We start from the raw sequence: 22128 nt of genomic DNA, 5'->3' as shown, positions 1-22128 counted from the left end.
GTCCGAAATTGGGACATCTCTTTTTTAAAAGGAATTTGTAATAAATTGTAGAATATAAGGAGCTGAAAGGGTGTGATTCCGATATTTATAGCTAAAAGAGAAAACGGAGAAAAAATTCATTTACTCTATAATTGTAATGAAGAGCTTTTGCGCCGTATGCGCCAACAGGAACGATTCTTTTGTGTAGCTTGTGGAAAGGAAGTGCAAATGAAATTAGGGAAACAAAAAAGTTGGCATTTTGCTCATAAAAAAGTGGATTCATGTCTTGCCTTTTATGAAGCGGAATCAACGTATCATATGCACGGTAAAGAATTGTTATATAGATGGTTCAAACGTCAAAACTTTCAGGTGGATATTGAGTACTACCTTCCGGAAATTAAGCAACGACCAGATATTTTTGTAGAGAGGGCGGGCAGAAAAATTGCAATTGAATACCAATGTGCAAACCTTGCTATAGAGCAGCTGTACAAAAGAACCTATTCATATTGGCGAGCTGGTATACAGGTCATTTGGATCGTTGGTGGAAATCAATTGAAAAAGCAATCGGCATATTGGATGAAATTCTCCTCACTTATGGCTTTCTCCTTACAATCTTATCCTCAACCATTTCTTATTTTCTTCTGTTCGAAAGAAAAATCATTTATGAAATGTGCATTTATCACTTCATTTTCTACAAGCGTCTCTTTCTCACATATTATATATTTACCAATTGAAACGACTACTTTTGAAATGCTTTTTTCTCCTATTCCTTTCAAAAAGGAAATATTAGAACGAGAATGGAAGAAGCGAAAGGATTATTTTCGGCAAAACGCTCTGCCTATTTGGAATTATAACTATAAGTCATTATTACGCCTCTTATATCAATTTAAATGTACCCCAGCGAGCTTTCCTTCTGAAATTGGTGTTCCACTCCCTTCTGGATTTGCTTTTCAAACAAACCCATTTATATGGCAAGCTTTTCTATATATGAAGTGTATAGGGGGGCTTGCAGTAGGAGAGTGTATTTCTCTTCAATATGTGTGTAGTTATGTAAAAAGGTATACGAAAAGGCGGATACTTCCGTACTTTTCACAGCACACATGGAAAGTGGCAGTTACTGAATATATGACATTTTTATGCTATATAGGTGTATTGCATAAAGCGGGAAGTTATACGTACCGAAAAATAAGGGATGTAGTGATGTTAAAAACAGAGGAGGAAATTATGAAACATGATGAGATTTGCTTAATACATGCGCTATCTTTATTTGAGGAAAATTTTAACATGAGAGGAGGAAAAGGGGATATAATAAAGAATGATTGTGAAGGAATTACATAAGAAAAAACGAATTGTACTTAAGTAGAGATATTTAAAGGAGGGCTTAAAGAATGTCTGAACAAAACAAAGCGAAAGCATTACCAGATCGCAACGAGATTGAAGAAGCAAGTACGTGGCGATTAGAAGATATTTTCCAAACGGATGCAGAATGGGAAAAAGAATTCCAGGCTATTAAAGAGCTATTACCGAAGTTAACTGAATTTAAAGGGAAACTTGGTGACTCTGCGGACAATTTACTTGAGGCATTGCAATATGAAGATGAAATTTCAATGCGATTAGGTAAGCTATATACATATGCTCATATGCGTTACGATCAAGATACAACAAACTCTGTATATCAAGCATTAAATGATCGCGCAACAAATTTATATTCACAAGTATCTAGTAGCACAGCGTATATTGTGCCTGAAATTTTATCAATTTCAGAAGATACACTGCAAACATTCTTGAAGGAAAATAGAGATTTAAGTGTATATGAACATGCATTAGAAGAAATTACACGTCAACGCCCGCACGTATTATCAGAAGCTGAGGAGGCTTTATTAGCGGAAGCATCTGAAGTAATGAGTTCATCAAGCAATACATTCGGTATGTTGAATAACGCAGATTTAAAATTCCCATCTATTAAAGGTGAAGACGGAGAAGAAATAGAAATTACACATGGTCGTTACATTCAGTTTTTAGAAAGTGATGATCCTCGTGTTCGCAAAGATGCATTTAAAGCTGTATATGAAACGTATGGGAAATTTAAAAATACATTCGCAAGTACGTTAAGTGGAGCAGTAAAACGTAATAATTTCAATGCGCGTGTTCGTAAATATGATTCTGCTCGCCAAGCTGCACTGAGCAATAATAATATTCCGGAAGCAGTATACGATCAACTCGTTGAAACGGTAAATGACAACTTACATTTATTACACCGTTACATCGATATTCGTAAGCGTGCATTAGGACTTGATGAGCTTCATATGTATGATTTATATACACCACTTGTACCAGAAGTGAAAATGAATGTGAAATACGAAGAAGCGCAAGACCTTTTATTAAAATCTTTAAACGTACTTGGTGATGAATATGTTGATATTTTGAAAGAGGCATATGAAAATCGCTGGGTAGATGTGTATGAGAATAAAGGAAAACGAAGCGGGGCATACTCATCTGGTGCATATGGAACAAATCCGTATATTTTAATGAACTGGCATGATAATGTAAATAATTTATTTACACTTGCTCATGAGTTTGGTCATTCGGTGCATAGTTACTATACAAGAAAAACACAACCGCACGTATATGGTGATTATTCCATCTTTGTAGCAGAAGTGGCATCTACTTGTAATGAAGCGCTTCTAAATGATTATTTATTAAAAACGACAGAAGATAAGAAAGAGCGTCTATATTTATTAAATCATTATTTAGAAGGGTTCCGTGGTACTGTATTCCGTCAAACGATGTTTGCAGAGTTTGAACATATTATTCATAAGAAAGTACAAGAAGGACATGCTGTTACGCCAGATATGCTAACGGAAATCTACTATGATTTAAATAAGAAATATTTCGGTGACGCTTTAGTAATCGACGAAGAGATTGGTTTAGAATGGTCTCGTATTCCACACTTCTACTACAACTATTACGTATATCAATACGCAACAGGATTTAGTGCAGCGACTGCTCTATCTAAACAGATTTTAGAAGAAGGACAACCAGCAGTAGAACGTTATATTAACGAGTTCTTAAAAGCAGGAAGCTCTGATTATCCAATTGAAGTGCTGAAAAAAGCAGGAGTAGATATGGCATCTCCTGAACCAGTAAAAGAGGCACTACAAGTATTTGAAGAGAAATTAAATGAATTAGAAGCATTATTATTTGAAGAAAAGTAATGAAAAAAGACGAGGGATTGTATCCTCGTCTTTTTTTGAATAGATTAAATGTCGATATATGTCGAAAAAACAAGGTGAATTTCTTTGTTTTTTCTAACTGAAAGGATAGTTTTACGGCTGATTTTTGAAATTAAAACCCTTTGAATCGTTTTTTATGATTGAAATAAGAGAGAGTGATAACGATGATTACGAATAAAAGAGGTAAGGCAATAATTTTAGGAAAAGCTTGTAATAGAGAGAGGATGTACAAGAAAAAAGAAACGATGACAGCTAGAAAGAGAAGAGCAATATAAGATTTTTTCATAAATAAACCCCCTAAATGACCTTTTTTATAGCTTATTCAAAAATGAAAACGTTTAGAATGTGACAAAAGTGTGAAATTCGACAAAAGGGGTTGTCATCTGACGTCGAATCTTGTAATATAATAAGCGTGAACGAATTCACATACAAACATATACCCCTTTGTTTGAACGTGAAAATTTCTCCCATCCCCTTTAATATTTTTATAAGCCGTAAAGAAGAAGACCTGGTGTTTACACCAGGTCTTTTTCTTTTGCTATCCATTTCCAATAACGTTCGCATTTTACTTCAATCATTTGTACTTTTCGTTTCAGTTGTAATTTTTTAAGCTCGCGCTCAATTTCTTGTTGCGGACAGTCATAAATAAATGCTACTTCTTTTGAAGATATAAATTGTGTTGCTTCTAGTAGCACTTCTAAAGGTGGTAATGGTTCTGGCTCAATTTCACATTTTACAAGTTCTTTCAATAATTGTACGTATACATCGTAGGAATAATTTCCAGCGATTTTAATACCTTCTTCATCTGAGTTCGCATGAAAAAAGACGAGGGAGGGTATTTCTGTAATATGCATTTCATTCGTGAATTTCAAGTCACATTGGAAAGCTTTTTTTGCACTAGCAGAATGTAGATCTTTTTTAAATTCTTCTACATCAATATTGCTATCTTTCGCACATGCAAGTAATAGTTCGCAGTCAGGGGTTGATACATTTTCAAGGAAAATGTATTCTTGGAGTTTTCGCAAAAACTTCGAACCTGCTTTTCGGCCCTGTAACTCCGCTGCCTTAATCGCCATCGAAACTAAATATGGTGTTGACGATGCTTCTTGCATATGTACCTTTCCATCACATGAAAAACCTTGTAAACTTGTTGTCTTTTCCCACACAAATCGAATATTAGCAGGTTTATTCCATTTGTGTGAGGAAGCGTTCGTTCCATCCACTTTTCCTGTTACGATATGACGAATAGAGAAGTATTTCCCGTATTCAAGCCATAGTTTAATAATAAAAGGCTCAATTTCCCAGCAATCTTTACAAAGTGGATCAATAAATAAATATGCTTCTACAGACTTATGCTCGCATGCGGAAGGAGATGGCATATTTATATGCTTTGCTTCCTGCTTATCCATTACACTTCACCTGTTTCGTTTGGAGTATTAACCATATGCTGAGCGGTTAATGCTAAACGTTCAAAAACAAACTCTCTTATATGACCATGCACTCCAGTATCATCCATTGCTTGCTCCATACATGATAGCCAAGCCTCTGCTCGTTTTGGAGTAATCTCAAACGGAAGATGGCGTGCTCTTAACATAGGATGACCATGTTCTTCAGTGTACAAATTAGGACCACCTAAATATTGTGTTAAAAATTGCTTCTGCTTCCTAGCGGTTTCTGTTAAATCTTCCGGGAAGATGGGAGATAAGTCAGGGTGTTTACTGACATAGGAATAAAATGTATCTACTAATATTGCAATGCATTGTTCACCGCCAATTGCTTCAAATGGTGTCATCGGTTGCTTGCTCATCCTTTATAAACTCCTTTTTCCATGAAATGTATATCTATTGTAGCAATGGAATGTTCGAGAGGGCAAATAAACAGCCTTCTCAAAGATTCTTTGCTTATTCTACGGATGTAAATTTTTTTAGTGAGGTATATCCACTAGCGAAACATATTCACTAGTGGAATTTTCACTTTAGCGTGCTTTGTTTTGTTTGGCAAGGAAAAAGCGTTTTACTTTGTTATTTGTATGACGAACAGGTATGTTATGTTGCGTTAATAAATGAATAAATGCAGCTTTTCCTGTTTCTTCATCTTGCACTTCAAATTCAATTTCATAATCATCGTGATTGTAATAGAAACTATGATCAAAGACAAGCGTTCCGCCTTTAAATAATGTTTCTGCTCTTTCTGTTGTTAAACTACCCATATATGTTAAAGCAGAAACAGGAATTTGTAATTTGTGTAATTGATCTACTACTGCTCCTTGAATGATTGTGTTTGTTTCCATCATCATTTTTGCTTCGTCTTCTGTTACGATTTGATGCGTTTCTAATAAACCGATTTCTGTAGGTTGTTTCAACGTTAACGTATAAGTTTCTCCTTTATGACGAATACGAAGTGCAGAGCCAGCTTCTTTTAACGAGAAGTCAGGTGTTTCAAAGTAGTGATTCACTTGTTTCGTAAATGCTTCAATAGAAAACGATTTGCATAATGTATCGAATTCTTCTTTTGTAACGATATTTTTGAATTCAATTTCAATTTCTTGTGTCATTGTATAATCTCCTTTTGAAAAATAATTCTTTACACATTATCGCTTTTTCATAAATTTGGTTCAATGTTTTATTTGTTTGCGTCCATGTTATGATACAATAATACTGTTAAGTAAGACAGGAAGTTGAGATGGAGGAGTTAGAGCATGCAAAATAAAATCCAAGTTAAGAGCGTAGAAAAGAGAGAGAATGCTCTTATTTTTTGTGCGGAAAATAGTGAAATAGAGGTAAAGGAGTTAAGTGCACGTAATCACGTACTTGTAGACTCAGACAATTTATCATTTTTATATATCTTAGAAAATGAATCATCTTTTATTTATGTAAGTATTCCGCACACATGCTGGGAAGCAATGCATGAAGCGATGAATAACGATGTGGTTATGTTCGTTAGCGTGAATGACATTGAAATGGAATTAGAAGGATTAAAAGAAGAAGTGGAATATTTAGTTGAAAATATTGAAGGTAATGCAAATTACGGAGAAGAATTAGTAACTGCTGTAGAAAAAGTATTTCTATAAATATAAGTGATAAAATCATTGTGGGCAAGTGTTTTTTGTTTTTTTACAACTGCTTGCCCACAATTTGTCCACGTGATTTTAAAAATTCATCATATCTGTTTACGGATGTCTCTTCCATGGATTTCGTGACATGTAGATAGACATTCGCAGTCATGTCTATGGTAGAATGACCTAATCGTTCAGAAACATATTTAATATTTGCACCGCTTTGTAGTAAGTGCACAGCATGTGTGTGTCTGAAACCATGTAATGTGATGTATTTATGATTCCCTTCTTCGCAAGCCCTTTGTAAAAAATTTAGTGTTGAAGGGTGTAACATACATGCGTTGTCCTCGTGTGTAAAAATAAAATGATAACTAGCATAATAGCGTCCGTTTGTTACAATATTTTTAGATTGGAAAGTTTTTATCTTGTTTAATAAGGCTATAGTGGAATCATCCAGTGATAAAATTCGGATGCTACTTTTGTTTTTTGGCGGCCCGAAAGTAATAGGCTGATTTCTTTTTACAGATAATAATGTTTTGTTAATCGTAACGGTTTTCTTTTGGAAATTCACATCAGACCATTGTAAGGCTAAACATTCTCCAATTCGCAATCCTGTACGTGCCAGAAAGAAAAATAAGGCATAATATTTAAATGCTCTTTTTTTGTTAGAAACAAAATCTAAAAAATCTTGTAATTCATCTACATCATAACATTTAATTTCATTGGGTGCTGAGACGATTTGACGAGTTTTCATTTGCACCTTATTGGTGGGATTGTTATTTAAAATACTGAGTTCGTTAACTGCGGTATGTAACGAACCGTGTATGGTAGCATGAATAACATTCACAGTTTGTTTATGAAGTTTTTCAAGTAAGGTGTTAATAAATTGTTGATAGTGTAGTCGTGTCAAGTCCTTTAGTTTCATGTCTCCAAATTCAGGTAATATATATTTTCTGATATTTTTTTGATATGCATAATATGTACGAGGTGAAATATTACCTTTTTTATGTGTTTCAAGCCACTCATACATGTAATCATTAAACGTCATTTGACTATTACTTATATTTACTCCTTTAGCTAGTTGCTCTTCCACCCTAGCAGCCGCTAACTGTGCCTCTTTCTTTGTCTTGAAGCCTCCTTTCGATGTTTCTTTGTACTTTCCCATTTCCTTGTATCTAACGCGATATTCCCATTTATCATTACGTTTTCTGAAACTAGCCAATTTTGGATCACTCCATTTCTATGGTTATATTATACAGGTATTTGCAAGTTAGGGACTATTTTTCTTGAGATGTGTAGGATGTTTTGATAGTTTTCAAGGAATGATAGATTTTTTTTTGAAAATCCTATTTTAGCGTGATTATAGCCAATAAAGTTAGTCGTATCAAGGGGTCTGATAAAAAACTTAATTTTCTGAAATAGGAAAAAATCAGTAAAAAGTAGAACGAAATGTTACATAATCAACAAATCCGTTGATTGCGTCTACCTTGCTGTCATTGTATAGTATGGATAGGAACTTTACAATCTTTCATTTTGAATGAAAGCCAGTTCGATATTTGCAACAAGCGTAGCGTATACATAATAGGGTGTTTAGAATGGAGCGAGCACAAGAGGGTTTGTCACTTATATATTTGGAGGGGTTGCGATGCGAGAGGAAAGAATACTATTATTTGTAGAACAAGATATAAAAGAAGCGTTTGAACGATGTGGTATATCATTGTCTGCCGTACAAGAAAAGATTATTAAAAGTACGGTACAGTTAACGAATGATAGGCATTTAAATATTCTAGAACAATATGCATATAAATTAAAAAAAGCGGAACGACCAAGTTAAGGTTGTTTCGCTTTTTGTTTGTTTAATAAGGCATCTATTACATTTTTTAGTACCAAAATATCTTCTGTAGATAACTTGGTCATATCAAGGATAGCTTCTTTCAAAATTTGGTTATTGGTAGTTGTTAAAGTAAAGAGCAAGTCAGCTAATTCTTCTTCCTCAGTTTTGGAGACGTAAGGTTCTCCAGAACCAGTTCGGAGCCAGTGTTCATTTACATGAAATTCTTTGCAAATTAAGTGAATATATAGGTCTTTGATCTCCGCTCTTTGGTATTCGATGTTTTCTATTACTCCTCGACTCACACCTATTTTTTCGCCGAATTTTTCACGAGATAACTTTTGGGATGTTCTAATTTCTTTTATTCGTTTGGATATCATTGTCATTCTATCCTCCTTTTAAAATGAAACCTATTTATTTTCAGTATACAGGAAATTAAAATCGTTAGCAACGCACTTTATTCCAAATAAACGTTGACAACGTATTTTTGTTCTGGTAAATTTACGTTATAAACGTTTGGGGTGATGTAAATGGATAAAAAAGAATTGTTTTATGAAACAGTAACAGGGATCGAAAAATTAGAGCTGTGCAATCAATACTATATTGCTGGTGTAGTGAAAGGAATGTTAGCCAAGGTACAGCAAACTACGAAGAAAGATGAAAAGGTGAATGAGGAGGCGAGTTAGTACAGAATAAATATAAGAATGAGAGGGGATGCATGATGTCAGCAACAGTACAAGTCATTATTGATGATAGCTATGTACAAAAAGAGGTAACGCGTCAAGTGAATGAGCGTTTAGCGGATATGGGAGTCGGCACTTGGTGGGATATGAAAAGACTTCAATACGAAACGAGTCGAAGTTACGATTGGTTGATGGAGTATGTTGTTTATGATCCTCGGGTACAAGAATTTGCTAAACAAAAGAACAATCGTTGGTTATTTAAAGCTAAAGAAATGAAAGAGTTTCTTACTAGATTTTACGATGAATTATAAGGAAGTCTCATAATAAACGAATCAACACCAGTAAACGAACAACCAACATTATCAAGTTTGGAAGTAGTAAAAATGGTAGAAAAGAGTAAGTCAAGTGAAATGAACCGTAAGGTTTTTAAATGAAGGGAAGTGAGTTAAGTGGTTAAAGAAATACCGCTTCAAAATGGAATGGTAGCTCTTGTAGATGATGAAGATTATGAACGTTGTATGGAATATCTTTGGTATGCAAATGCATCAAATCGTAGCTCTGTTGTTGTCTTAAATAATAAAAGTATTCTATTAGGAAGGTTTATTTTAAATGCTACGAATCGTCAACATGTAGTTACACATAAAAACAATAACAGACTAGATTTCCGGAAAGAAAATTTAGTCATTACATCATTTTTACAAGCTCTTCATAAGTCAAAAGGTAGAAAAAATACAAGTTCTAAATACAAAGGTGTTTCTTGGGAGAAATGGAGTGGAAAGTGGAGAGCAAACATTAGAAATAAGGGGAAAACGATATTTTTAGGACGTTACGATAATGAAGATGATGCCGCATTAGCTTATAACAAAGCTGCAATAGAAATTTTTGGTGGACATGCATATCAAAATGTAATTGGAAAAGACAATTCAGTAGAAGAAATAAACGTTGGAAAATGTTTAAAACCACGTAAGAAGAATGGTATGAGTTCTAACTATAGGGGGGTCTGTACGATAAACAATAGTAAAAGTTGGGTTAGCCAAATTAAAAAGGACGGGAAAAAATATTATATTGGTTCCTTTCAAACAGAAATAGAAGCCACAAGAGCATACGACAAAAAAGCAATTGAATTATTTGGTGATAAAGCAATATTAAATTTACCTGAAGAGAAGTGGATGAATTGAAAGACGTAACAGTTATTTTTAGGTGCAAGGTTAGCTGTATAGTTTTGGGATTTAAAATATTTACAAGTGGAATTGGAACTTTAGCTAAAGTGGCATGGGAATAAATCCACAACGTGTTAACAAGTTATTCGTGGTACTCGCATAGGCAAAGAAAGAGTAGATAAGGGTGTGGAGAATATAAATGGGTGCAAAAATGAATGAAGTAATGAATTTATCCAACGACATCAACGTAATTACAGCAGAGATAAAAAGTTACCAACAAATTGCTGGACAGTCGATATTCGAGATTGGCAGACGTTTGAAATATGTGAAAGAAAACGATTTAGTGCATGGGCAATGGTCAAAATGGTGTGAGGAAGAAATTGATATGGATAGAGCGCAAGCAGATAAATTTATCATGATTGCGAAAGAATTGCCGAATGAGTGCACGTACACTCATCTGGGTTTCCGAGCGTTATATGAAATTGCAACAATCTCACCAGAAGCACGTGCGAAACCACATACCATTCATTCCACAGGTAAAGAGAAAACAGTCGATGAGATGACTGTAAAAGAACTGAGGGAAGTAAAGAAAGCCCTCAAAGAAAAGGACAAGCTCCTACATCAAGAAACCGAGAAAAGGAAACGCGCCGAGCAAGAAACATTCGCAGCTCGTAAATCCGAGCAACTTACAAGAAAGCAATTAGAGGAGCGGGAAGAGCAAGAGCCACAGATCATCGAGCGAGAGGTGGTGAAAGAGGTACAGGTTGAATCAGAGGAACATATTAGCGTTATAAATAAATTAAAAGATGAAAATGCGGAATTGAAGGTTGCGAATCAAACAGCGAAAGACGAAGCAACATTTTATAAGCAAAAAACAGAAGCGATGTCTAAAAGTGTGGAAGATATGGAACTGGAAGAATCTTCGATGAATTATATGGCGAACAAGAATGTTCATAACTTAATCGCATATATGGACGGTTTCTTAAAAGATTCGGTTGTATCTTCTTTGATGCGAGGGTCTATAGCGAATGCGAGTGATGCGACAAAAGAGTTATTAGACTCACGCATTGAGGCATTTCAAGAGTTCATTAGCGATTTAAGGATAGCTAAAACAGGAAGAAAAATCAATTAATTGGGGGAATTTGCATGGAAAACATTAGACAATTACCAATTTCACTTAACGAATCAGGGGATTTAGTCATTAAAAGAACGGACAATGAAATGATTGAAAAGTTATTTGCATTGGTACAAACACAGTTTGCTAGTCAAAATAACCAGCTTACAAAAGTAGGTCAAGATGTCGGGAAACTTGGTGAAGCGGTAGGCATGCAGACGGAAAAGGTTGAGTGTTTAGATCAAACGGTTGGCAATTTCGATAATCGATTAACGGAAGCGCAACGTGCTAATGTAGCTCCTAAAATCATTCGAGACCAACTACAACAAGAACGTCATGTGAAAGCAAAACACTTTGTAGAAAATACGGTTCAATTAACATTCGAAGCAATAGAAGGGACAAAATCTGATTTAGAACAAGCGGTTCGAGAGTTAATCAAAAAGGATGCTACAAGGGTGATGCGCCAGATTACATCTTATATGAAGCGACAGTTAGGATTGAAATCGATTGATAACATCCCGAATTGTTTAGTAGAGAAGCATAAGCAATTGCTGACAGAACTAACCTGGAAGAAATTAGATACCTTCATGAAGAAGGGGAGTCGTTAGGGTGATAGAGGAAAGCATATTTTCGTTGATGATTGCCGGGCTCTTGATTTGTGGATTTCCTTTAGTAGTTTATGTTCTGGATAAACCGATTAAAAAATGGACAAAGGATGTGGAGTAAATGACACCTGAAGAGTTATTTGAAAAAAACAATATTTAGTGTTTGCGGCGATTAAGCAAAGATTTGGAAGTATGCAGAAAGCCAAATTAATCGCAGAAATGAACAATATGGAATTGGATGATTTTATACAAATTGGTCGTATGACTTTGTGGGACCTTTGTTTGAAATACGATCCAAGAAAAGTATTTAATTTCGAAGGTTATGCGGTTCGAGCGATTAAATGGAAAATCTATCGAGAAATCTTAAACACAGGTATGACAATACGAGTAACAACAAGAGCTACATGGGAAGAAAGAAAAAAATTCGTGTGTCAATCCATTGATTTGCATAAGGATGGGGAAACAGTGAATGAATATTTTGCGGTATCACCTATGAATGTGGAAGACGAAGTCTTGGTTTCTATGGAAGTAGAGGAGTTCATGAACAGGTTGAATCCAGAAGAGCAGTTTATTTTAGACAATAAAAGTTATGGTTTTTCAGATACAGAAATTGGGATGAAGATAGGGAGAAGTAATTCGTACGTCGGTAGAGTAAAAAAATAAGGCGTTTTTCAAAATGAATCCCGATTATACCCCATCTTATAGAGTCATGGCAAAACCAATAAAAAACCACCTGCGCCAACAGGTGATCTAGATAAAGTCAATTTTCAATGTGATTATATCATGAAATACAAGAAAGTAAAGGAGTGTTTGAAAGGAATGAGCAATTGAGAGTACAAACATCTTATGTAGTTATGGTGGGGAAGCTATTTATTGGGAACCCACTTTCGATAACGGTGTCTAAAAGTAGAAAAGGTGTGCAGGTGAGTTTAAACCATAAACGCTAGTATAACGACAAAAGACCCATAGATGGGTCTCATGCCTAGCATAATTCAACAAGCGACAGTAAAACATCAAAAAAGGATACAACCTGTGTATGTATACAATATCAGAATATGCGATTGATTAAAAGAATATTCAGTGTTTTTAAGGTTGAGAAATAAAAATACGCCCCGGGTTGGATGGGACGTAAATTCGAAACCTTATCCACAAGGTAATGTTAGTATATCCAATATTAAAAAAAGTAAACGGAGGAATCAATATGATAGAAAATGCAACGGTTTTGTATAACGGATATGGGATTCGTGATTCGCAAGAATATGAGCCTATTCCTGTTAAGGATATTTGTGGAAGTGATGTATTCCCAGATGATGATGTCTTGGTTTCTACAGACGGGGAAGTTCTTCTGAGGGAGAACGCAGTGGCATATTTAGTCACGTTACTCGGATTTCAAGAACGAAGGGGTGAGTTATAAAGTGTGCATGGAACAGGTGCAAAACAAGATTGAAAATGAGATTGCTATGTTAAGGCGTTTGATCGATCGGTATGAGTGTTCTAACGACTTGGAATCTATTTGTATGTTGATTGCTTACAGGTATGCTTTGCAGGCGTTTATAGAAGTGTATGCGTTAACGAAGCAGAAAGAGGTGATGCCATTTTGAATGCTTCGATTGAAGAATTAGAACAAACATTATCTGTGGAAAGAAGAAAGTTAAGTGAATATCAGCGAGAGCTAGAAAGACTAAAAGAGAAGAAACCGATTGTGGAAAAGAATATTGTCAACGTGATAGGTAGAATTCAAGATTTTGAAGCTTCTATTTTTATTCTGAAAAATATGGAAGAAAATAGTGAATGGATATGAGGAGTGATTCCATGTTTCAAGTAACAGAAGCAAAACGCGAAAAGATGAAAGCCGTCATAGGTTTTATTGGCTGTAGTGGATCAGGGAAAACGGGTAGCGCGTTACTTACAGCATTCGGAATGATGCAAGAAGCGTATCCTGATGTATCAGAAGAAGAATTATGGAAGAAGATTGGTGTGATTGATACAGAACATGAGCGTTCCAAACTTCAGGTAGGCCTTGTGTATGGGGAAGTGAAAATAGGGAATTTCCTTCATATCGATTTTACGCCGCCCTACACAACGGAAAGATATAACGAAGCGGTTCATGTCATGAAACAGGCAGGAGTGGAAGTCATTATCATTGATTCCTTATCTCATAATTGGCAAGGTGAAGGCGGGATTGTGGAAACGCACGGGGGAATGTCTGGTAATTCGTTTCAAAACTGGGGCAAGCTCGCACCTGAAACTACGAAGCTAATCAAAACATTAACGCAGAATGACGTTCATATTCTTGCGACACTTCGAACCAAAACAGAGTATGTGGTGGAGTCCGATTCTAATGGAAGAATGGCTCCACGTAAAGTGGGTACGAAGCCTGTACAAAAAGATGAAATGGAATATGAGTTTATGCTGAATTTCGTTGTGGATATTGAGCATGTAGCCACTACATCAAAAGATAATACACAACTGTTTGAGGGAAATCCACAGAAGATTACAGCGGATGTAGGCCGCAAGTTGTACCAATGGCTTGAGCTGGGAATCGATGTGAAAGCAGAGGAAGAATCAAGACGGATAAACCTCATTCAACAAGTTAGGTATATTGCACATGAACATGTAGAGGCACAAATGAAGATACAAGAATTTGAATGGAAAGCCAATCTAAAACTCGAGGATTTTACGGTCAAGCTGCTCGAAACAGCACTAGATAGATTGCAAGTTTTTAATATTAAGGAGGAAAAATAAATGTTTACAGTAGACCATAACCAAGCTAAAGGATTTGACCCGATTAAACCAGGAGAATATGAAGTAATCGTTATAAATTATGACCAGACAACATCTCAAAATGGAAATCCGCGTATCATTGTGGATTATGAGATTCGCAGTGATGTAGACCAACCGTGCCAAGGACAAAAGATTCTATATGACAATTTCGTGGTAACGGAAAACTCCATGTGGAGATTACAGGCAGCGTCGAAGGCGGCAGGATTTCCAACTGGAATGGCATTTAAATCGTATAAAGAATGGGCGGATACATTTTTGAAAAAGCCATTAAGACTGGTGGTAGGAGAAAGAGAATACAACGGTAAGAAGTATCCACAGGTGAATGGTTTTAAGCCTTCAGAAGTTACGCTACCTCAAAGTATTGAAATTTCTGACAGCGACGTTCCGTTTTGAGAATAAAAACCGGAGAGAGAGCAGCTATCGTTCTCTCTCTAACATGTTACGTAATGGTTTGGAGGGGGTGAGAAAGTGTTATCCACTATAACATCACGCAACGAAAAAATGGAGCGTAAGTATGACAGAGTAATGGATATAACTGATTTTAAATCGCTAACGAATACAAATGCAATTAACCAAAAGATAACATACGGAGAGTTTGTAAATCGGCTAATCCAGCCTACAATAACCAGCAAAAAAGGAAAGGCAGGCGGATTTATAGGGGGATATGTTCAAAATAACAGAAGTAAAAGCAATGTGAAAAGCAGAAGCTTCCTATCAATTGATATAGATGAAGTGCCACAAGGTGTAAATGTTTGGGATAATATTGAGGGATTTACAAATTTTGCGGTTGCTATGTATGCAACACACAACCATACAAAAGCTGACCCGCGGTACAGAATCATTATACCTTTACTTTACGATATCGGACCAGAATACTATAAGGAAGTTACCCAATATGTAGTGGGTATTCTTCAAGTGGGGATAGATGAGAGTTCTTATGAATTTGAGCGACACATGCACTATCCGACCTGTAGTAATCCGGAGGATTATGAATTCTATCATCAAGATTTACCATTTTTTGATGCAAGCTTTCTTACTGAACAGCATGAAGAAATCAAGACTTTTAAAAAGAATGAAAAAGCCAATCCACGTAAAAAACAAAACTGGGTTGGAGCATGGACAAATATATATTCCGTTACGGATGTTTTGAATGATTTTTTATCAGATACATATGAGCTGTTCAGGGGCAATAGATACACCTATGTTGACGGCAGCACAAAAGGAGGTTTAGTTGTTTATGATGGCGACACACATGCGCATAGTAATCATTCAACGGATCCGATTAGCGGTAAGAACGTAAACAGTTTTGATCTATATAGGCTGCATAGATTTGGACATTTGGATAACGGCATGGAGGACAGGAAAGACAAACCTAGTTATCAAGCCATGATTGCGCACTGTAAGAACGATAAAAGGGTGAGGGCGTATTACGAGAAACATATAAAATTTGAAATGGAAAGGAAAAACGCATCAGGGATAGATTTAAAAAAAGAATTGCGAGATCGATATTTTGAGGAATTAGCGCGACTAGATAAAGAATGGGAAGAGAACGGGAAAAAAGGTAGAAAGCCCATTATGATTAGTCCGACAAGATGTGCAGTCATTCTACCTGAATACATTCGTTTCATCCTTTTTGATCTGGAAGAAAATACGCGATTAGCTATGTATTTGCCTGCAGAGGGGATTTATACCCAAAATACAACGATGATCAAAAGGGTGATATCCTGGTTAGAACCAAAATTAAACAACACAAAAGCTGAGGAAGTGATTTACCATTTAACAAATAAGGCAGAGGTAAAGGAAAAAACGAACTCAAGATATTTAATACCCGTTCAAAACGGTGTATTTCATTTGAAAACGAAGAAACTAGAGCCATTTACTGCTGATTATGTGTTCACCACCAAGATTACCACACCTTACATTGAAAACCCTGTTCATCCTGTTTTAGATGGTTGGGATGTAGTGAACTGGGTGAAATCCATAGCGTGTGGAGATGTAGAAATTGAGAAACTTTTATGGCAAGTCATGAACGATGCGCTTAATGGTAACTATTCACGCAGGAAAGCTATTTTCCTTATCGGGGAAGGAAATAACGGTAAGGGAACATTCCAAGAATTGATTATGAATCTAATTGGTATGAAAAACATAGCCACATTAAAAGTAAATGAATTTGATGAGCGATTCAGACTCAGTGTACTGGAAGGGAAAACAGCAGTGATAGGTGATGATGTACCAGCAAATGTATATATAGATGATTCTTCCAATTTTAACAGTGTTGTAACGGGTGACATGGTTTCAGTCGAATTTAAAAACAAACCTATATATAACACCGTTTTTAGATGCAGCGTTATTCAATCAACCAATGGTATGCCCAAATTTAAGAATAAAACAAATGGAACGATAAGAAGGATTGTCATCGTACCTTTTAAAGCTGATTTCAACGGCAAAGCGGAAAATTTCAAAATTAAAGATGAATATATCAAACATAAACAAGTATTGCAATTTGTCTTATATAAAGCGATCAACATGGACTTTGAAGCATTCGATATTCCGAAAGTTTCCTTGCAAGAACTGGAGATATTCAAGCAGGATAATGATCCGGTTCTTGATTTTAAGCGAACCATTTTTGATGAATGGGGCATACAGGAAGTACCGAAATATATAGTTTATGGATTTTATAAAAAGTTTTGTATGGACAACGGTTATAAACATTTGGCAGATAGACAATTCCATAAACAATTTAAAACGTATTTAGGTGAGAATTGGGAAGATTCACAGAATAGATTTCGTTATGACAGTCTTATAAAATATGTTGGGGACTTGGATAAGATGAATTTAGGATTTGGGTTTCCTGATCAAGCTAAACCACAGAAAACATATAAGAAAAGTATATTTAAAGTCTTATAGTTGTAACCGAGTAACTGAAATGTAACCGAGAAAAAAATTTCGGTTACAGGATTAAAGGTTATTATATCAACGTTTATAGCCATTTTGTAACCGAGTAACCGAGATTTTACTATTTTTATATGTTTTTTAATATATGTAAAAAAGGTATGTGAGTATAAAAAATATAGAATAAGTGAAAATTTCGGTTACCAGTTACAAAGTGTGTGGAAAGCCTTGTGGGAGTAGAGCGGAAGGCTGTAACCGAGATTTATTTTTCAGTTACAGTTTCGGTTACATTTCCGGTTATTAGTTAAAAAATAGTAACCCAGGAAAAAACTTGTATGGGTGGAGGGCCGAATATATTTAAATTTATTGAGGGAGAAAATGAATAATGTATAGAAAATACGCAGATACATTGTATCTCGAATAAGGGAGGGAGTATGGATGCCAGCTATTCACTATCGATATTCAGAGTCAGAATTAAAGCAGATTCTCCAGACACTAGAAATCATCGTAGACACACGGGAACAAAAAAATCAACATGTGTTGGACTATTTCCATAAAAAGAAAGTACCATTTAAAATTCGTGGAATGAAAACCTGTGATTATTCTGCGATGATTCCCAAGAATCTAGAGATGGGTCTGACGAGGGATATTTATCTTACGGCAGGTGTGGAGAGAAAGAATGGTGTGGACGAACTGGTTGAAAGTATCAAAGACCGTACACGTTTTGAAAATGAACTCATCCGCGCATCGAAACATCCATTTGTTCTGATTGTGGAAGATGTGGAAGGGTACCAGAAGATATTAAACGGAACATACCGTAGTAAGTACGAACCAAAATCTTTATTAGGAAGTCTGAAAACTTTTGAAGTACGATATGGATTTTCTACTGTTTTTATCGATCCCATTACAACGGGGAATTACATTTATCATCATTTCTTATATATGGCTCGTGAGTTATTGAAAAAAGGATTGATTTAAGCTAGGAGGAAACATGGGCAACAAAGAGGCAGTCATTGAGCAATTGATAGAGAAAGATATATTTAAATTATGGGATGGACGAAACTTATATGAAGGGACGGAGGAGGAATTGCTGAAGCTGTTGGAAGAGGTGACGTGAAATTGCATAAAAAAGGGAACTCCTGTGAAAGAGTTCCTAAGAGGAAGGTTGGTGAACACACAAATGTTTATGCCTACTTAGTATTGCCACGCTCTTTAAACTTATACAAAATAACAAAGCAGCTAGCAAAAGCTAACTGCCCAGTAGTAGAAGAGAAAACCAAAGTAGATGTAGGGTATAACTTTTGGATACATTTGTAGGGGCTGTTAACCAGCCTATGGATAGTATGAAACAAATGTAGGATTTTACGCAGGAGGGAAAAGAATGGATGCTTGGAAAACGCTGGAACTGATGAATGAGTATGGAAAATGCAAACAATGTGGAAATGAAATCATTGGTGATGGAGAAGGAACATTAGAAGTTGAAGGTGGCCGTTTCAAACGAACTTGCAAGTGTGGATGGAATGTTGAGATTGAAGAAAAGTAGAGAAAATGTCTCGTTCATCACGCATCGGACTGTCGGGCCGAAAAATAACTTTCAGAAGCCCATCAAATTCAATTTTTAATTATTTTTGAATACCATAGGTATTTACGGAGTTAGAATCGCTTAGAAAGGATTTTGAGCGTCCTATCAGGTAGCGCAGATTTCTGGTCTCTCCAAACGTGTCCTTCACAAATAACCTCGGTATAATAAAGACAAACGAAAAGACCGAGGAGAGAATGAAATATGGACGCAAGAAAAACAAGAATTCGTATTTTAGATTTACTAGATGGTCATTGTCAGAGTTGTGAATACAATGGAGGAAAAATACATCCATACTGCACAGAAACGTGTAAGATTGGGCAGGAAATTCAGCAATTAGGAGCCAGCCTGATTACAGATGAGAAAAGTCGAGAGTATAAAACAAAAATAAAATGGGATCAAATGTGTCAAGACGTAATGGAATTAAAAAAGGAAGGCCTGTCATACGTTCAAATAGCGGAAATATTAGGGTGTAACGCGAGCACCATCCGCCAACAATTGAAAAAACGAGGACTACAATTGCATGAAAGTGTGGAAGAAATGCGGAAAGAAAGCGATGGAAAATGGGATGAGTTGTGTAAGCAAGCAGTCACTTTGCATAAGCAAGGGAAAAGTTATGAGGAAATTGCGCGTCAATTTGGATATTACGGGAATAGTTTACGTAGACAACTTATCAAACGAGGATTATATCAAACGAAAAACAAGGAGTAAGTGTGGAAGAATACGCTAGAACAATCGGAGGGATTCGATGATAGAAAGCCCAACAGGAAAACTGAAAGGCGCGACTTTTAAATATATCGAGAGTGAATTACATGGTTACGGCGATACCTTGCGCGAAATTGCATTCTTACGAAAGAATTTGATTTACTGTTCCTCGCAGGATGACGAGAATACCGGAGGTGGGAGAAGGAATATCCCAAATCGTCCAACAGAACGTATCGCAACAAAATTAACGGTACATAAAAAACTCAAACGCCTCGAAGAATTAGCGGATACGATTGAACATGTGTATGTATTGTTAGAACCAGAGAAACAAAGATTAGTCAAATTAAAATACTGGACGAAACCACAATGTAAGACTTGGGACGGAATCGCAGAAGAGCTGCACATTACCAAACGAACAGCCTTACGCTGGCGAGATGGAATTGTGTACGCAATCGCGGAAAGACTGGGAGAAAGATAAAAGATGTCACTATCATGTCACTTTTGGCTTCAAAAAATGAAGTATTATGGTAGTATGGAAAAGTGAATGGTGACGGAAATCATCTATCACAAGGAAAAAATGTATATTCTAAACGGTTCATAGTGATGGCATACAAAAAATCCGAAACCAGTAGATGGTGTAGATTGAATGAAGCCATTGAGTAAAGAGGGCATCTATTGTAGATGTTCTCTTTTTTATAGGGGCAATAAAATATCACATACCGTAATGGTTAATTTTCAAGGAGGAAGCGAAATGAGCCACTTACAAATAATCGGGAAACAAATGGTAGCAGGGTATTTTCAATTACGAGCGGAGGCGAAGCAATCCTTGGTGGCACATGCTACCCGAATTGTGGCGGGCGAGATGCTTCTTTCTTTACCAGAAGCACGTAAGACGTATACGGCAGGTGAAATCGGGGAAGAGTTAGGTGTTTCAGCGAACCTGATAGGTAGGATTGCCAATAAGCACAATCTGAAAACAGACGAATATGGAATGGAAGTCTTGGACAAGTCGAGATACAGCCATAAGCAAGTATCATCATTTTGATAGGATGAAAATGTGAAGCCGCTATGGAGGGAGTTGTTGGGGGAGTAGTGTATGAGAGGAAGGGAAGTTGTAGCTCGCAGCCATTAACAGTACAAGAAATCAGAAAGCTATATGAACAAAATAAGATTGTAAAATTCTACAAACATCGTTACTGGGCCAAGCACATTCGCTTACAAGCACTAGAGCGTGATAACTATGAATGCCAGTCGTGTAAGAGGTTAGGTAAGTACCGTAAGGGACGTAATGTACATCACATCAAAGAGTTACGAGACAGACCAGACTTAGGGTATGAGCTGGATAATCTGGAGACGCTCTGTATCCAGTGCCACAATTTCGAACATGGGAAGGAAAAGAACATCATCAAACGAGCCTGTAAGCTGGAGGATGTGGAACGATGGTAAATGGTGAGAGGAATTGGAAAGGGAGAAAGTAGAAAATGAAATGCACCCCCCGGTCTATTTTAGGGTGCAAAAAAAGTAAAGGAGGGGTGCAACGCGGAGGTTAGATTTCTAAAAATATTTTTTGTTTCTCTCGCGTGAGGGGGGGGATAAAAAAGGTGAGGAGTGGCAACTGTGGAAAGAGTGTATCATCTGCAAAGTAAGGGGGAGATGAGGAGTCATGGATCAGGGGAAAATCCTTCGTGAATGCGCGTATGGTGCGTATTTGAACGGAATGAAGTATAAAGATATTGCGGAAAAATATAAGGTTTCCATGCATACAGTCAAGTCATGGAAACAGCGATATAACTGGAAAAGAGAGGGTGCATACAACATGAAAAAGGATGCAAGGCAGCAAACAAGGATGCACACAAAACAAAGAGCTAACAGGGATGCCTTGCAAGAGACCATATACCAGGATCTATTGCATCAATTACAAGGAAATAAGATATCGGGTGCACATTATACCGATTTAGTAGCCGATTATATGGCTCTTTGGAATATCAAAAACAATCTGATTGCGGATATTGAAGAACGTGGTGTCGTTGTGGAATGGTCAAATGGGAACAGGCAAGGAAAAAAGAAAAACGATAGTGTGAATGAGTTAAATAAAACAAATGCTCAAATGACAAAGTTGCTTGCTGAACTGGGGTTAAAAGCAACAGAGTTTGAAAAGGATGAAGACGATGAAACCCCAGACGTATAAGTTTCATCCATATATCGATGCGTACATGGATATGGTGGGAAGTGGCCAAGTTCGTGCGTGTAAGGAACAAAAACAACTGATGCAACTCGTAAAAGAAACACTCCAAGACCCGAATGTTTGGATAGATGGGGAAGCGATTGAAGATAGTGTAGAGGTACCGAAGCCCTATTTTCCTTTTGAATTATTCCCGTGGCAAAAATTTGTGAATGCTTGTATATTTGGTGTCCGTTATAAAGACTCAGGGCGTTTGGTCTGGAATCAAATGTTAATTTTGATGGGACGCGGCGGTGGGAAAAATGGGTATGCTGGTTATTTGAATT

Annotated in this window: 30 protein-coding genes and 1 pseudogene; 25 read left to right on the top strand and 6 right to left on the bottom strand. The window is 36.4% G+C overall.

Translation table 11 applies throughout. From position 1 onward, the window contains the following. Positions 1-72: 72 nt before the first annotated feature. Together ATL10_RS27490 and pepF are read left to right on the top strand one after the other, a co-directional pair. Positions 73-1317 (top strand): competence protein CoiA, encoded by a 1245-nt coding sequence (locus tag ATL10_RS27490; RefSeq protein ID WP_110497922.1) that lies wholly within the window; start codon positions 73-75, stop codon positions 1315-1317. Between the two features lie 50 nt (positions 1318-1367). Continuing rightward, on the top strand, positions 1368-3194 hold the full coding sequence (gene pepF / locus ATL10_RS27485; protein ID WP_000003348.1) for an oligoendopeptidase F: 1827 nt from the start codon (positions 1368-1370) through the stop codon (positions 3192-3194). 130 nt (positions 3195-3324) lie between these two features. Here the strand turns inward: pepF and ATL10_RS31425 are convergent, their stop codons facing one another. The 4 genes from ATL10_RS31425 to ATL10_RS27465 form a co-directional block, all read right to left on the bottom strand. Then, the gene (locus tag ATL10_RS31425; RefSeq protein WP_081366397.1) at positions 3325-3498 is read right to left on the bottom strand and encodes a hypothetical protein; all 174 of its coding nucleotides are present in this window, start codon (positions 3496-3498) and stop codon (positions 3325-3327) included. A 229-nt stretch (positions 3499-3727) separates the two neighbouring features. Beyond that, positions 3728-4621 carry a ClpXP adapter SpxH family protein gene (locus ATL10_RS27475; protein ID WP_000360660.1) on the bottom strand — a complete coding sequence of 298 codons (894 nt, stop codon included), beginning with the start codon at positions 4619-4621 and terminating at the stop codon, positions 3728-3730. Continuing rightward, a complete protein-coding gene (locus tag ATL10_RS27470) occupies positions 4621-5019 on the bottom strand; it encodes a globin domain-containing protein (protein ID WP_000043386.1) in 399 nt (132 codons plus the stop codon). The genes ATL10_RS27475 and ATL10_RS27470 overlap by 1 nt, the downstream gene beginning before the upstream one ends. A 168-nt stretch (positions 5020-5187) precedes the next feature. Beyond that, complete coding sequence (locus ATL10_RS27465; protein ID WP_110497920.1) at positions 5188-5766, bottom strand: CYTH domain-containing protein; 579 nt, start codon at positions 5764-5766, stop codon at positions 5188-5190. A gap of 144 nt (positions 5767-5910) precedes the next feature. Here ATL10_RS27465 and ATL10_RS27460 point away from each other — a divergent pair, with 144 nt between their 5' ends. Then, positions 5911-6282, top strand: a complete 372-nt coding sequence (locus ATL10_RS27460; protein WP_001180005.1) for a UPF0738 family protein — start codon at positions 5911-5913, stop codon at positions 6280-6282. 43 nt (positions 6283-6325) lie between these two features. Here ATL10_RS27460 and ATL10_RS27455 read toward each other — a convergent pair whose 3' ends face one another. Then, a complete protein-coding gene (locus ATL10_RS27455) occupies positions 6326-7489 on the bottom strand; it encodes a site-specific integrase (protein WP_110497918.1) in 1164 nt (387 codons plus the stop codon). A gap of 423 nt (positions 7490-7912) precedes the next feature. Between ATL10_RS27455 and ATL10_RS27450 the strand changes: the two genes are divergently transcribed. Continuing rightward, positions 7913-8101, top strand: coding sequence for a hypothetical protein (locus ATL10_RS27450; protein ID WP_098395086.1), 189 nt, complete (start codon positions 7913-7915; stop codon positions 8099-8101). Here the strand turns inward: ATL10_RS27450 and ATL10_RS27445 are convergent. After that, complete coding sequence (locus ATL10_RS27445; RefSeq protein WP_110497916.1) at positions 8098-8484, bottom strand: helix-turn-helix domain-containing protein; 387 nt, start codon at positions 8482-8484, stop codon at positions 8098-8100. The genes ATL10_RS27450 and ATL10_RS27445 overlap by 4 nt on opposite strands. 144 nt (positions 8485-8628) lie before the next feature. Here ATL10_RS27445 and ATL10_RS31420 point away from each other — a divergent pair, with 144 nt between their 5' ends. The 21 genes and pseudogenes from ATL10_RS31420 to ATL10_RS27340 all read left to right on the top strand — a co-directional run. Further along, entirely contained in the window at positions 8629-8784 is a 156-nt protein-coding gene (locus ATL10_RS31420; protein WP_181419349.1) for a hypothetical protein, read from the top strand. Positions 8785-8819: 35 nt separating this feature from the next. Then, positions 8820-9092 (top strand): DUF771 domain-containing protein, encoded by a 273-nt coding sequence (locus ATL10_RS27440; RefSeq protein WP_110497914.1) that lies wholly within the window; start codon positions 8820-8822, stop codon positions 9090-9092. Between the two features lie 138 nt (positions 9093-9230). Beyond that, entirely contained in the window at positions 9231-9959 is a 729-nt protein-coding gene (locus tag ATL10_RS27435; RefSeq protein WP_110497912.1) for an AP2/ERF family transcription factor, read from the top strand. A 181-nt stretch (positions 9960-10140) separates the two neighbouring features. After that, positions 10141-11073, top strand: coding sequence for a DUF3102 domain-containing protein (locus ATL10_RS27430; protein WP_258375816.1), 933 nt, complete (start codon positions 10141-10143; stop codon positions 11071-11073). Positions 11074-11087: 14 nt separating this feature from the next. Beyond that, positions 11088-11663 carry a hypothetical protein gene (locus tag ATL10_RS27425; protein WP_110497910.1) on the top strand — a complete coding sequence of 192 codons (576 nt, stop codon included), beginning with the start codon at positions 11088-11090 and terminating at the stop codon, positions 11661-11663. A gap of 189 nt (positions 11664-11852) precedes the next feature. Then, positions 11853-12323 (top strand): sigma factor, encoded by a 471-nt coding sequence (locus ATL10_RS27420; protein ID WP_258375815.1) that lies wholly within the window; start codon positions 11853-11855, stop codon positions 12321-12323. Between the two features lie 538 nt (positions 12324-12861). After that, positions 12862-13074 carry a YqaI family protein gene (locus ATL10_RS27415; RefSeq protein WP_110497908.1) on the top strand — a complete coding sequence of 71 codons (213 nt, stop codon included), beginning with the start codon at positions 12862-12864 and terminating at the stop codon, positions 13072-13074. A gap of 7 nt (positions 13075-13081) precedes the next feature. Beyond that, positions 13082-13261 (top strand): hypothetical protein, encoded by a 180-nt coding sequence (locus ATL10_RS27410; RefSeq protein WP_110497926.1) that lies wholly within the window; start codon positions 13082-13084, stop codon positions 13259-13261. Continuing rightward, on the top strand, positions 13258-13461 hold the full coding sequence (locus tag ATL10_RS27405) for a hypothetical protein (RefSeq protein WP_110497906.1): 204 nt from the start codon (positions 13258-13260) through the stop codon (positions 13459-13461). Before ATL10_RS27410 ends, ATL10_RS27405 begins: the two co-directional genes overlap by 4 nt. Positions 13462-13472: 11 nt before the next feature. Then, positions 13473-14405: a DEAD/DEAH box helicase family protein gene (locus ATL10_RS27400; protein WP_110497904.1), complete on the top strand. Its 933-nt coding sequence runs from the start codon at positions 13473-13475 to the stop codon at positions 14403-14405. Beyond that, entirely contained in the window at positions 14406-14837 is a 432-nt protein-coding gene (locus tag ATL10_RS27395) for a DUF669 domain-containing protein (protein WP_110497902.1), read from the top strand. It abuts the gene before it with no gap. 108 nt (positions 14838-14945) lie between these two features. After that, positions 14946-17351, top strand: a complete 2406-nt coding sequence (locus tag ATL10_RS27390; protein ID WP_110497924.1) for a DNA primase family protein — start codon at positions 14946-14948, stop codon at positions 17349-17351. Between the two features lie 423 nt (positions 17352-17774). Then, positions 17775-18314: an ERCC4 domain-containing protein gene (locus ATL10_RS27385; RefSeq protein ID WP_110497900.1), complete on the top strand. Its 540-nt coding sequence runs from the start codon at positions 17775-17777 to the stop codon at positions 18312-18314. Positions 18315-18327: 13 nt separating this feature from the next. Beyond that, positions 18328-18453, top strand: coding sequence for a Fur-regulated basic protein FbpA (gene fbpA, locus ATL10_RS27380; RefSeq protein WP_110497898.1), 126 nt, complete (start codon positions 18328-18330; stop codon positions 18451-18453). Positions 18454-18717: 264 nt separating this feature from the next. Next, a complete protein-coding gene (locus ATL10_RS27370; protein WP_110497894.1) occupies positions 18718-18879 on the top strand; it encodes a DUF3797 domain-containing protein in 162 nt (53 codons plus the stop codon). Positions 18880-19119: 240 nt separating this feature from the next. Continuing rightward, a complete protein-coding gene (locus tag ATL10_RS27365) occupies positions 19120-19626 on the top strand; it encodes an RNA polymerase sigma factor (protein ID WP_110497892.1) in 507 nt (168 codons plus the stop codon). 118 nt (positions 19627-19744) lie between these two features. Next, positions 19745-20098, top strand: a complete 354-nt coding sequence (locus ATL10_RS27360; RefSeq protein WP_481747233.1) for a transcriptional regulator — start codon at positions 19745-19747, stop codon at positions 20096-20098. 273 nt (positions 20099-20371) lie between these two features. Then, positions 20372-20665: a hypothetical protein gene (locus ATL10_RS27355; protein WP_110497888.1), complete on the top strand. Its 294-nt coding sequence runs from the start codon at positions 20372-20374 to the stop codon at positions 20663-20665. Positions 20666-20688: 23 nt separating this feature from the next. Then, positions 20689-21066: an HNH endonuclease gene (locus ATL10_RS27350; RefSeq protein ID WP_110497886.1), complete on the top strand. Its 378-nt coding sequence runs from the start codon at positions 20689-20691 to the stop codon at positions 21064-21066. Positions 21067-21283: 217 nt separating this feature from the next. After that, positions 21284-21808, top strand: coding sequence for a P27 family phage terminase small subunit (locus ATL10_RS27345; protein ID WP_110497884.1), 525 nt, complete (start codon positions 21284-21286; stop codon positions 21806-21808). Continuing rightward, a pseudogene (locus tag ATL10_RS27340) lies at positions 21789-22128 on the top strand (terminase large subunit); the annotation flags it as partial. The gene ATL10_RS27345 and the pseudogene ATL10_RS27340, both read left to right, overlap by 20 nt.

The sequence above is a fragment of the Bacillus sp. 196mf genome (assembly GCF_003217275.1).
Taxonomy (GTDB): Bacteria; Bacillota; Bacilli; order Bacillales; family Bacillaceae_G; genus Bacillus_A; species Bacillus_A thuringiensis_S.
Note: the sequence above shows the minus strand (reverse complement) of the source record. Positions and strands in the feature narration are given on the sequence as shown.

What these genes read in the sequence shown, in the direction of transcription:
- ATL10_RS27445 (WP_110497916.1), bottom strand. Translation starts at nt 8,484, where the DNA reads ATGACAATGATATCCAAACGAATAAAAGAAATTAGAACATCCCAAAAG.
- fbpA (WP_110497898.1), top strand. Translation starts at nt 18,328, where the DNA reads ATGGGCAACAAAGAGGCAGTCATTGAGCAATTGATAGAGAAAGATATA.
- ATL10_RS27420 (WP_258375815.1), top strand. Translation starts at nt 11,853, where the DNA reads ATGCAGAAAGCCAAATTAATCGCAGAAATGAACAATATGGAATTGGAT.
- ATL10_RS27370 (WP_110497894.1), top strand. Translation starts at nt 18,718, where the DNA reads ATGGATGCTTGGAAAACGCTGGAACTGATGAATGAGTATGGAAAATGC.
- ATL10_RS27410 (WP_110497926.1), top strand. Translation starts at nt 13,082, where the DNA reads ATGGAACAGGTGCAAAACAAGATTGAAAATGAGATTGCTATGTTAAGG.
- ATL10_RS27400 (WP_110497904.1), top strand. Translation starts at nt 13,473, where the DNA reads ATGTTTCAAGTAACAGAAGCAAAACGCGAAAAGATGAAAGCCGTCATA.
- ATL10_RS27470 (WP_000043386.1), bottom strand. Translation starts at nt 5,019, where the DNA reads ATGAGCAAGCAACCGATGACACCATTTGAAGCAATTGGCGGTGAACAA.
- ATL10_RS27345 (WP_110497884.1), top strand. Translation starts at nt 21,284, where the DNA reads ATGGATCAGGGGAAAATCCTTCGTGAATGCGCGTATGGTGCGTATTTG.
- ATL10_RS27475 (WP_000360660.1), bottom strand. Translation starts at nt 4,621, where the DNA reads ATGGATAAGCAGGAAGCAAAGCATATAAATATGCCATCTCCTTCCGCA.
- pepF (WP_000003348.1), top strand. Translation starts at nt 1,368, where the DNA reads ATGTCTGAACAAAACAAAGCGAAAGCATTACCAGATCGCAACGAGATT.
- ATL10_RS27350 (WP_110497886.1), top strand. Translation starts at nt 20,689, where the DNA reads ATGGAGGGAGTTGTTGGGGGAGTAGTGTATGAGAGGAAGGGAAGTTGT.
- ATL10_RS27415 (WP_110497908.1), top strand. Translation starts at nt 12,862, where the DNA reads ATGATAGAAAATGCAACGGTTTTGTATAACGGATATGGGATTCGTGAT.
- ATL10_RS27425 (WP_110497910.1), top strand. Translation starts at nt 11,088, where the DNA reads ATGGAAAACATTAGACAATTACCAATTTCACTTAACGAATCAGGGGAT.
- ATL10_RS27450 (WP_098395086.1), top strand. Translation starts at nt 7,913, where the DNA reads ATGCGAGAGGAAAGAATACTATTATTTGTAGAACAAGATATAAAAGAA.
- ATL10_RS27385 (WP_110497900.1), top strand. Translation starts at nt 17,775, where the DNA reads ATGCCAGCTATTCACTATCGATATTCAGAGTCAGAATTAAAGCAGATT.
- ATL10_RS27395 (WP_110497902.1), top strand. Translation starts at nt 14,406, where the DNA reads ATGTTTACAGTAGACCATAACCAAGCTAAAGGATTTGACCCGATTAAA.
- ATL10_RS27460 (WP_001180005.1), top strand. Translation starts at nt 5,911, where the DNA reads ATGCAAAATAAAATCCAAGTTAAGAGCGTAGAAAAGAGAGAGAATGCT.
- ATL10_RS27430 (WP_258375816.1), top strand. Translation starts at nt 10,141, where the DNA reads ATGGGTGCAAAAATGAATGAAGTAATGAATTTATCCAACGACATCAAC.
- ATL10_RS27390 (WP_110497924.1), top strand. Translation starts at nt 14,946, where the DNA reads ATGGAGCGTAAGTATGACAGAGTAATGGATATAACTGATTTTAAATCG.
- ATL10_RS27365 (WP_110497892.1), top strand. Translation starts at nt 19,120, where the DNA reads ATGGACGCAAGAAAAACAAGAATTCGTATTTTAGATTTACTAGATGGT.
- ATL10_RS27355 (WP_110497888.1), top strand. Translation starts at nt 20,372, where the DNA reads ATGAGCCACTTACAAATAATCGGGAAACAAATGGTAGCAGGGTATTTT.
- ATL10_RS27440 (WP_110497914.1), top strand. Translation starts at nt 8,820, where the DNA reads ATGTCAGCAACAGTACAAGTCATTATTGATGATAGCTATGTACAAAAA.
- ATL10_RS31420 (WP_181419349.1), top strand. Translation starts at nt 8,629, where the DNA reads ATGGATAAAAAAGAATTGTTTTATGAAACAGTAACAGGGATCGAAAAA.
- ATL10_RS27465 (WP_110497920.1), bottom strand. Translation starts at nt 5,766, where the DNA reads ATGACACAAGAAATTGAAATTGAATTCAAAAATATCGTTACAAAAGAA.
- ATL10_RS31425 (WP_081366397.1), bottom strand. Translation starts at nt 3,498, where the DNA reads ATGAAAAAATCTTATATTGCTCTTCTCTTTCTAGCTGTCATCGTTTCT.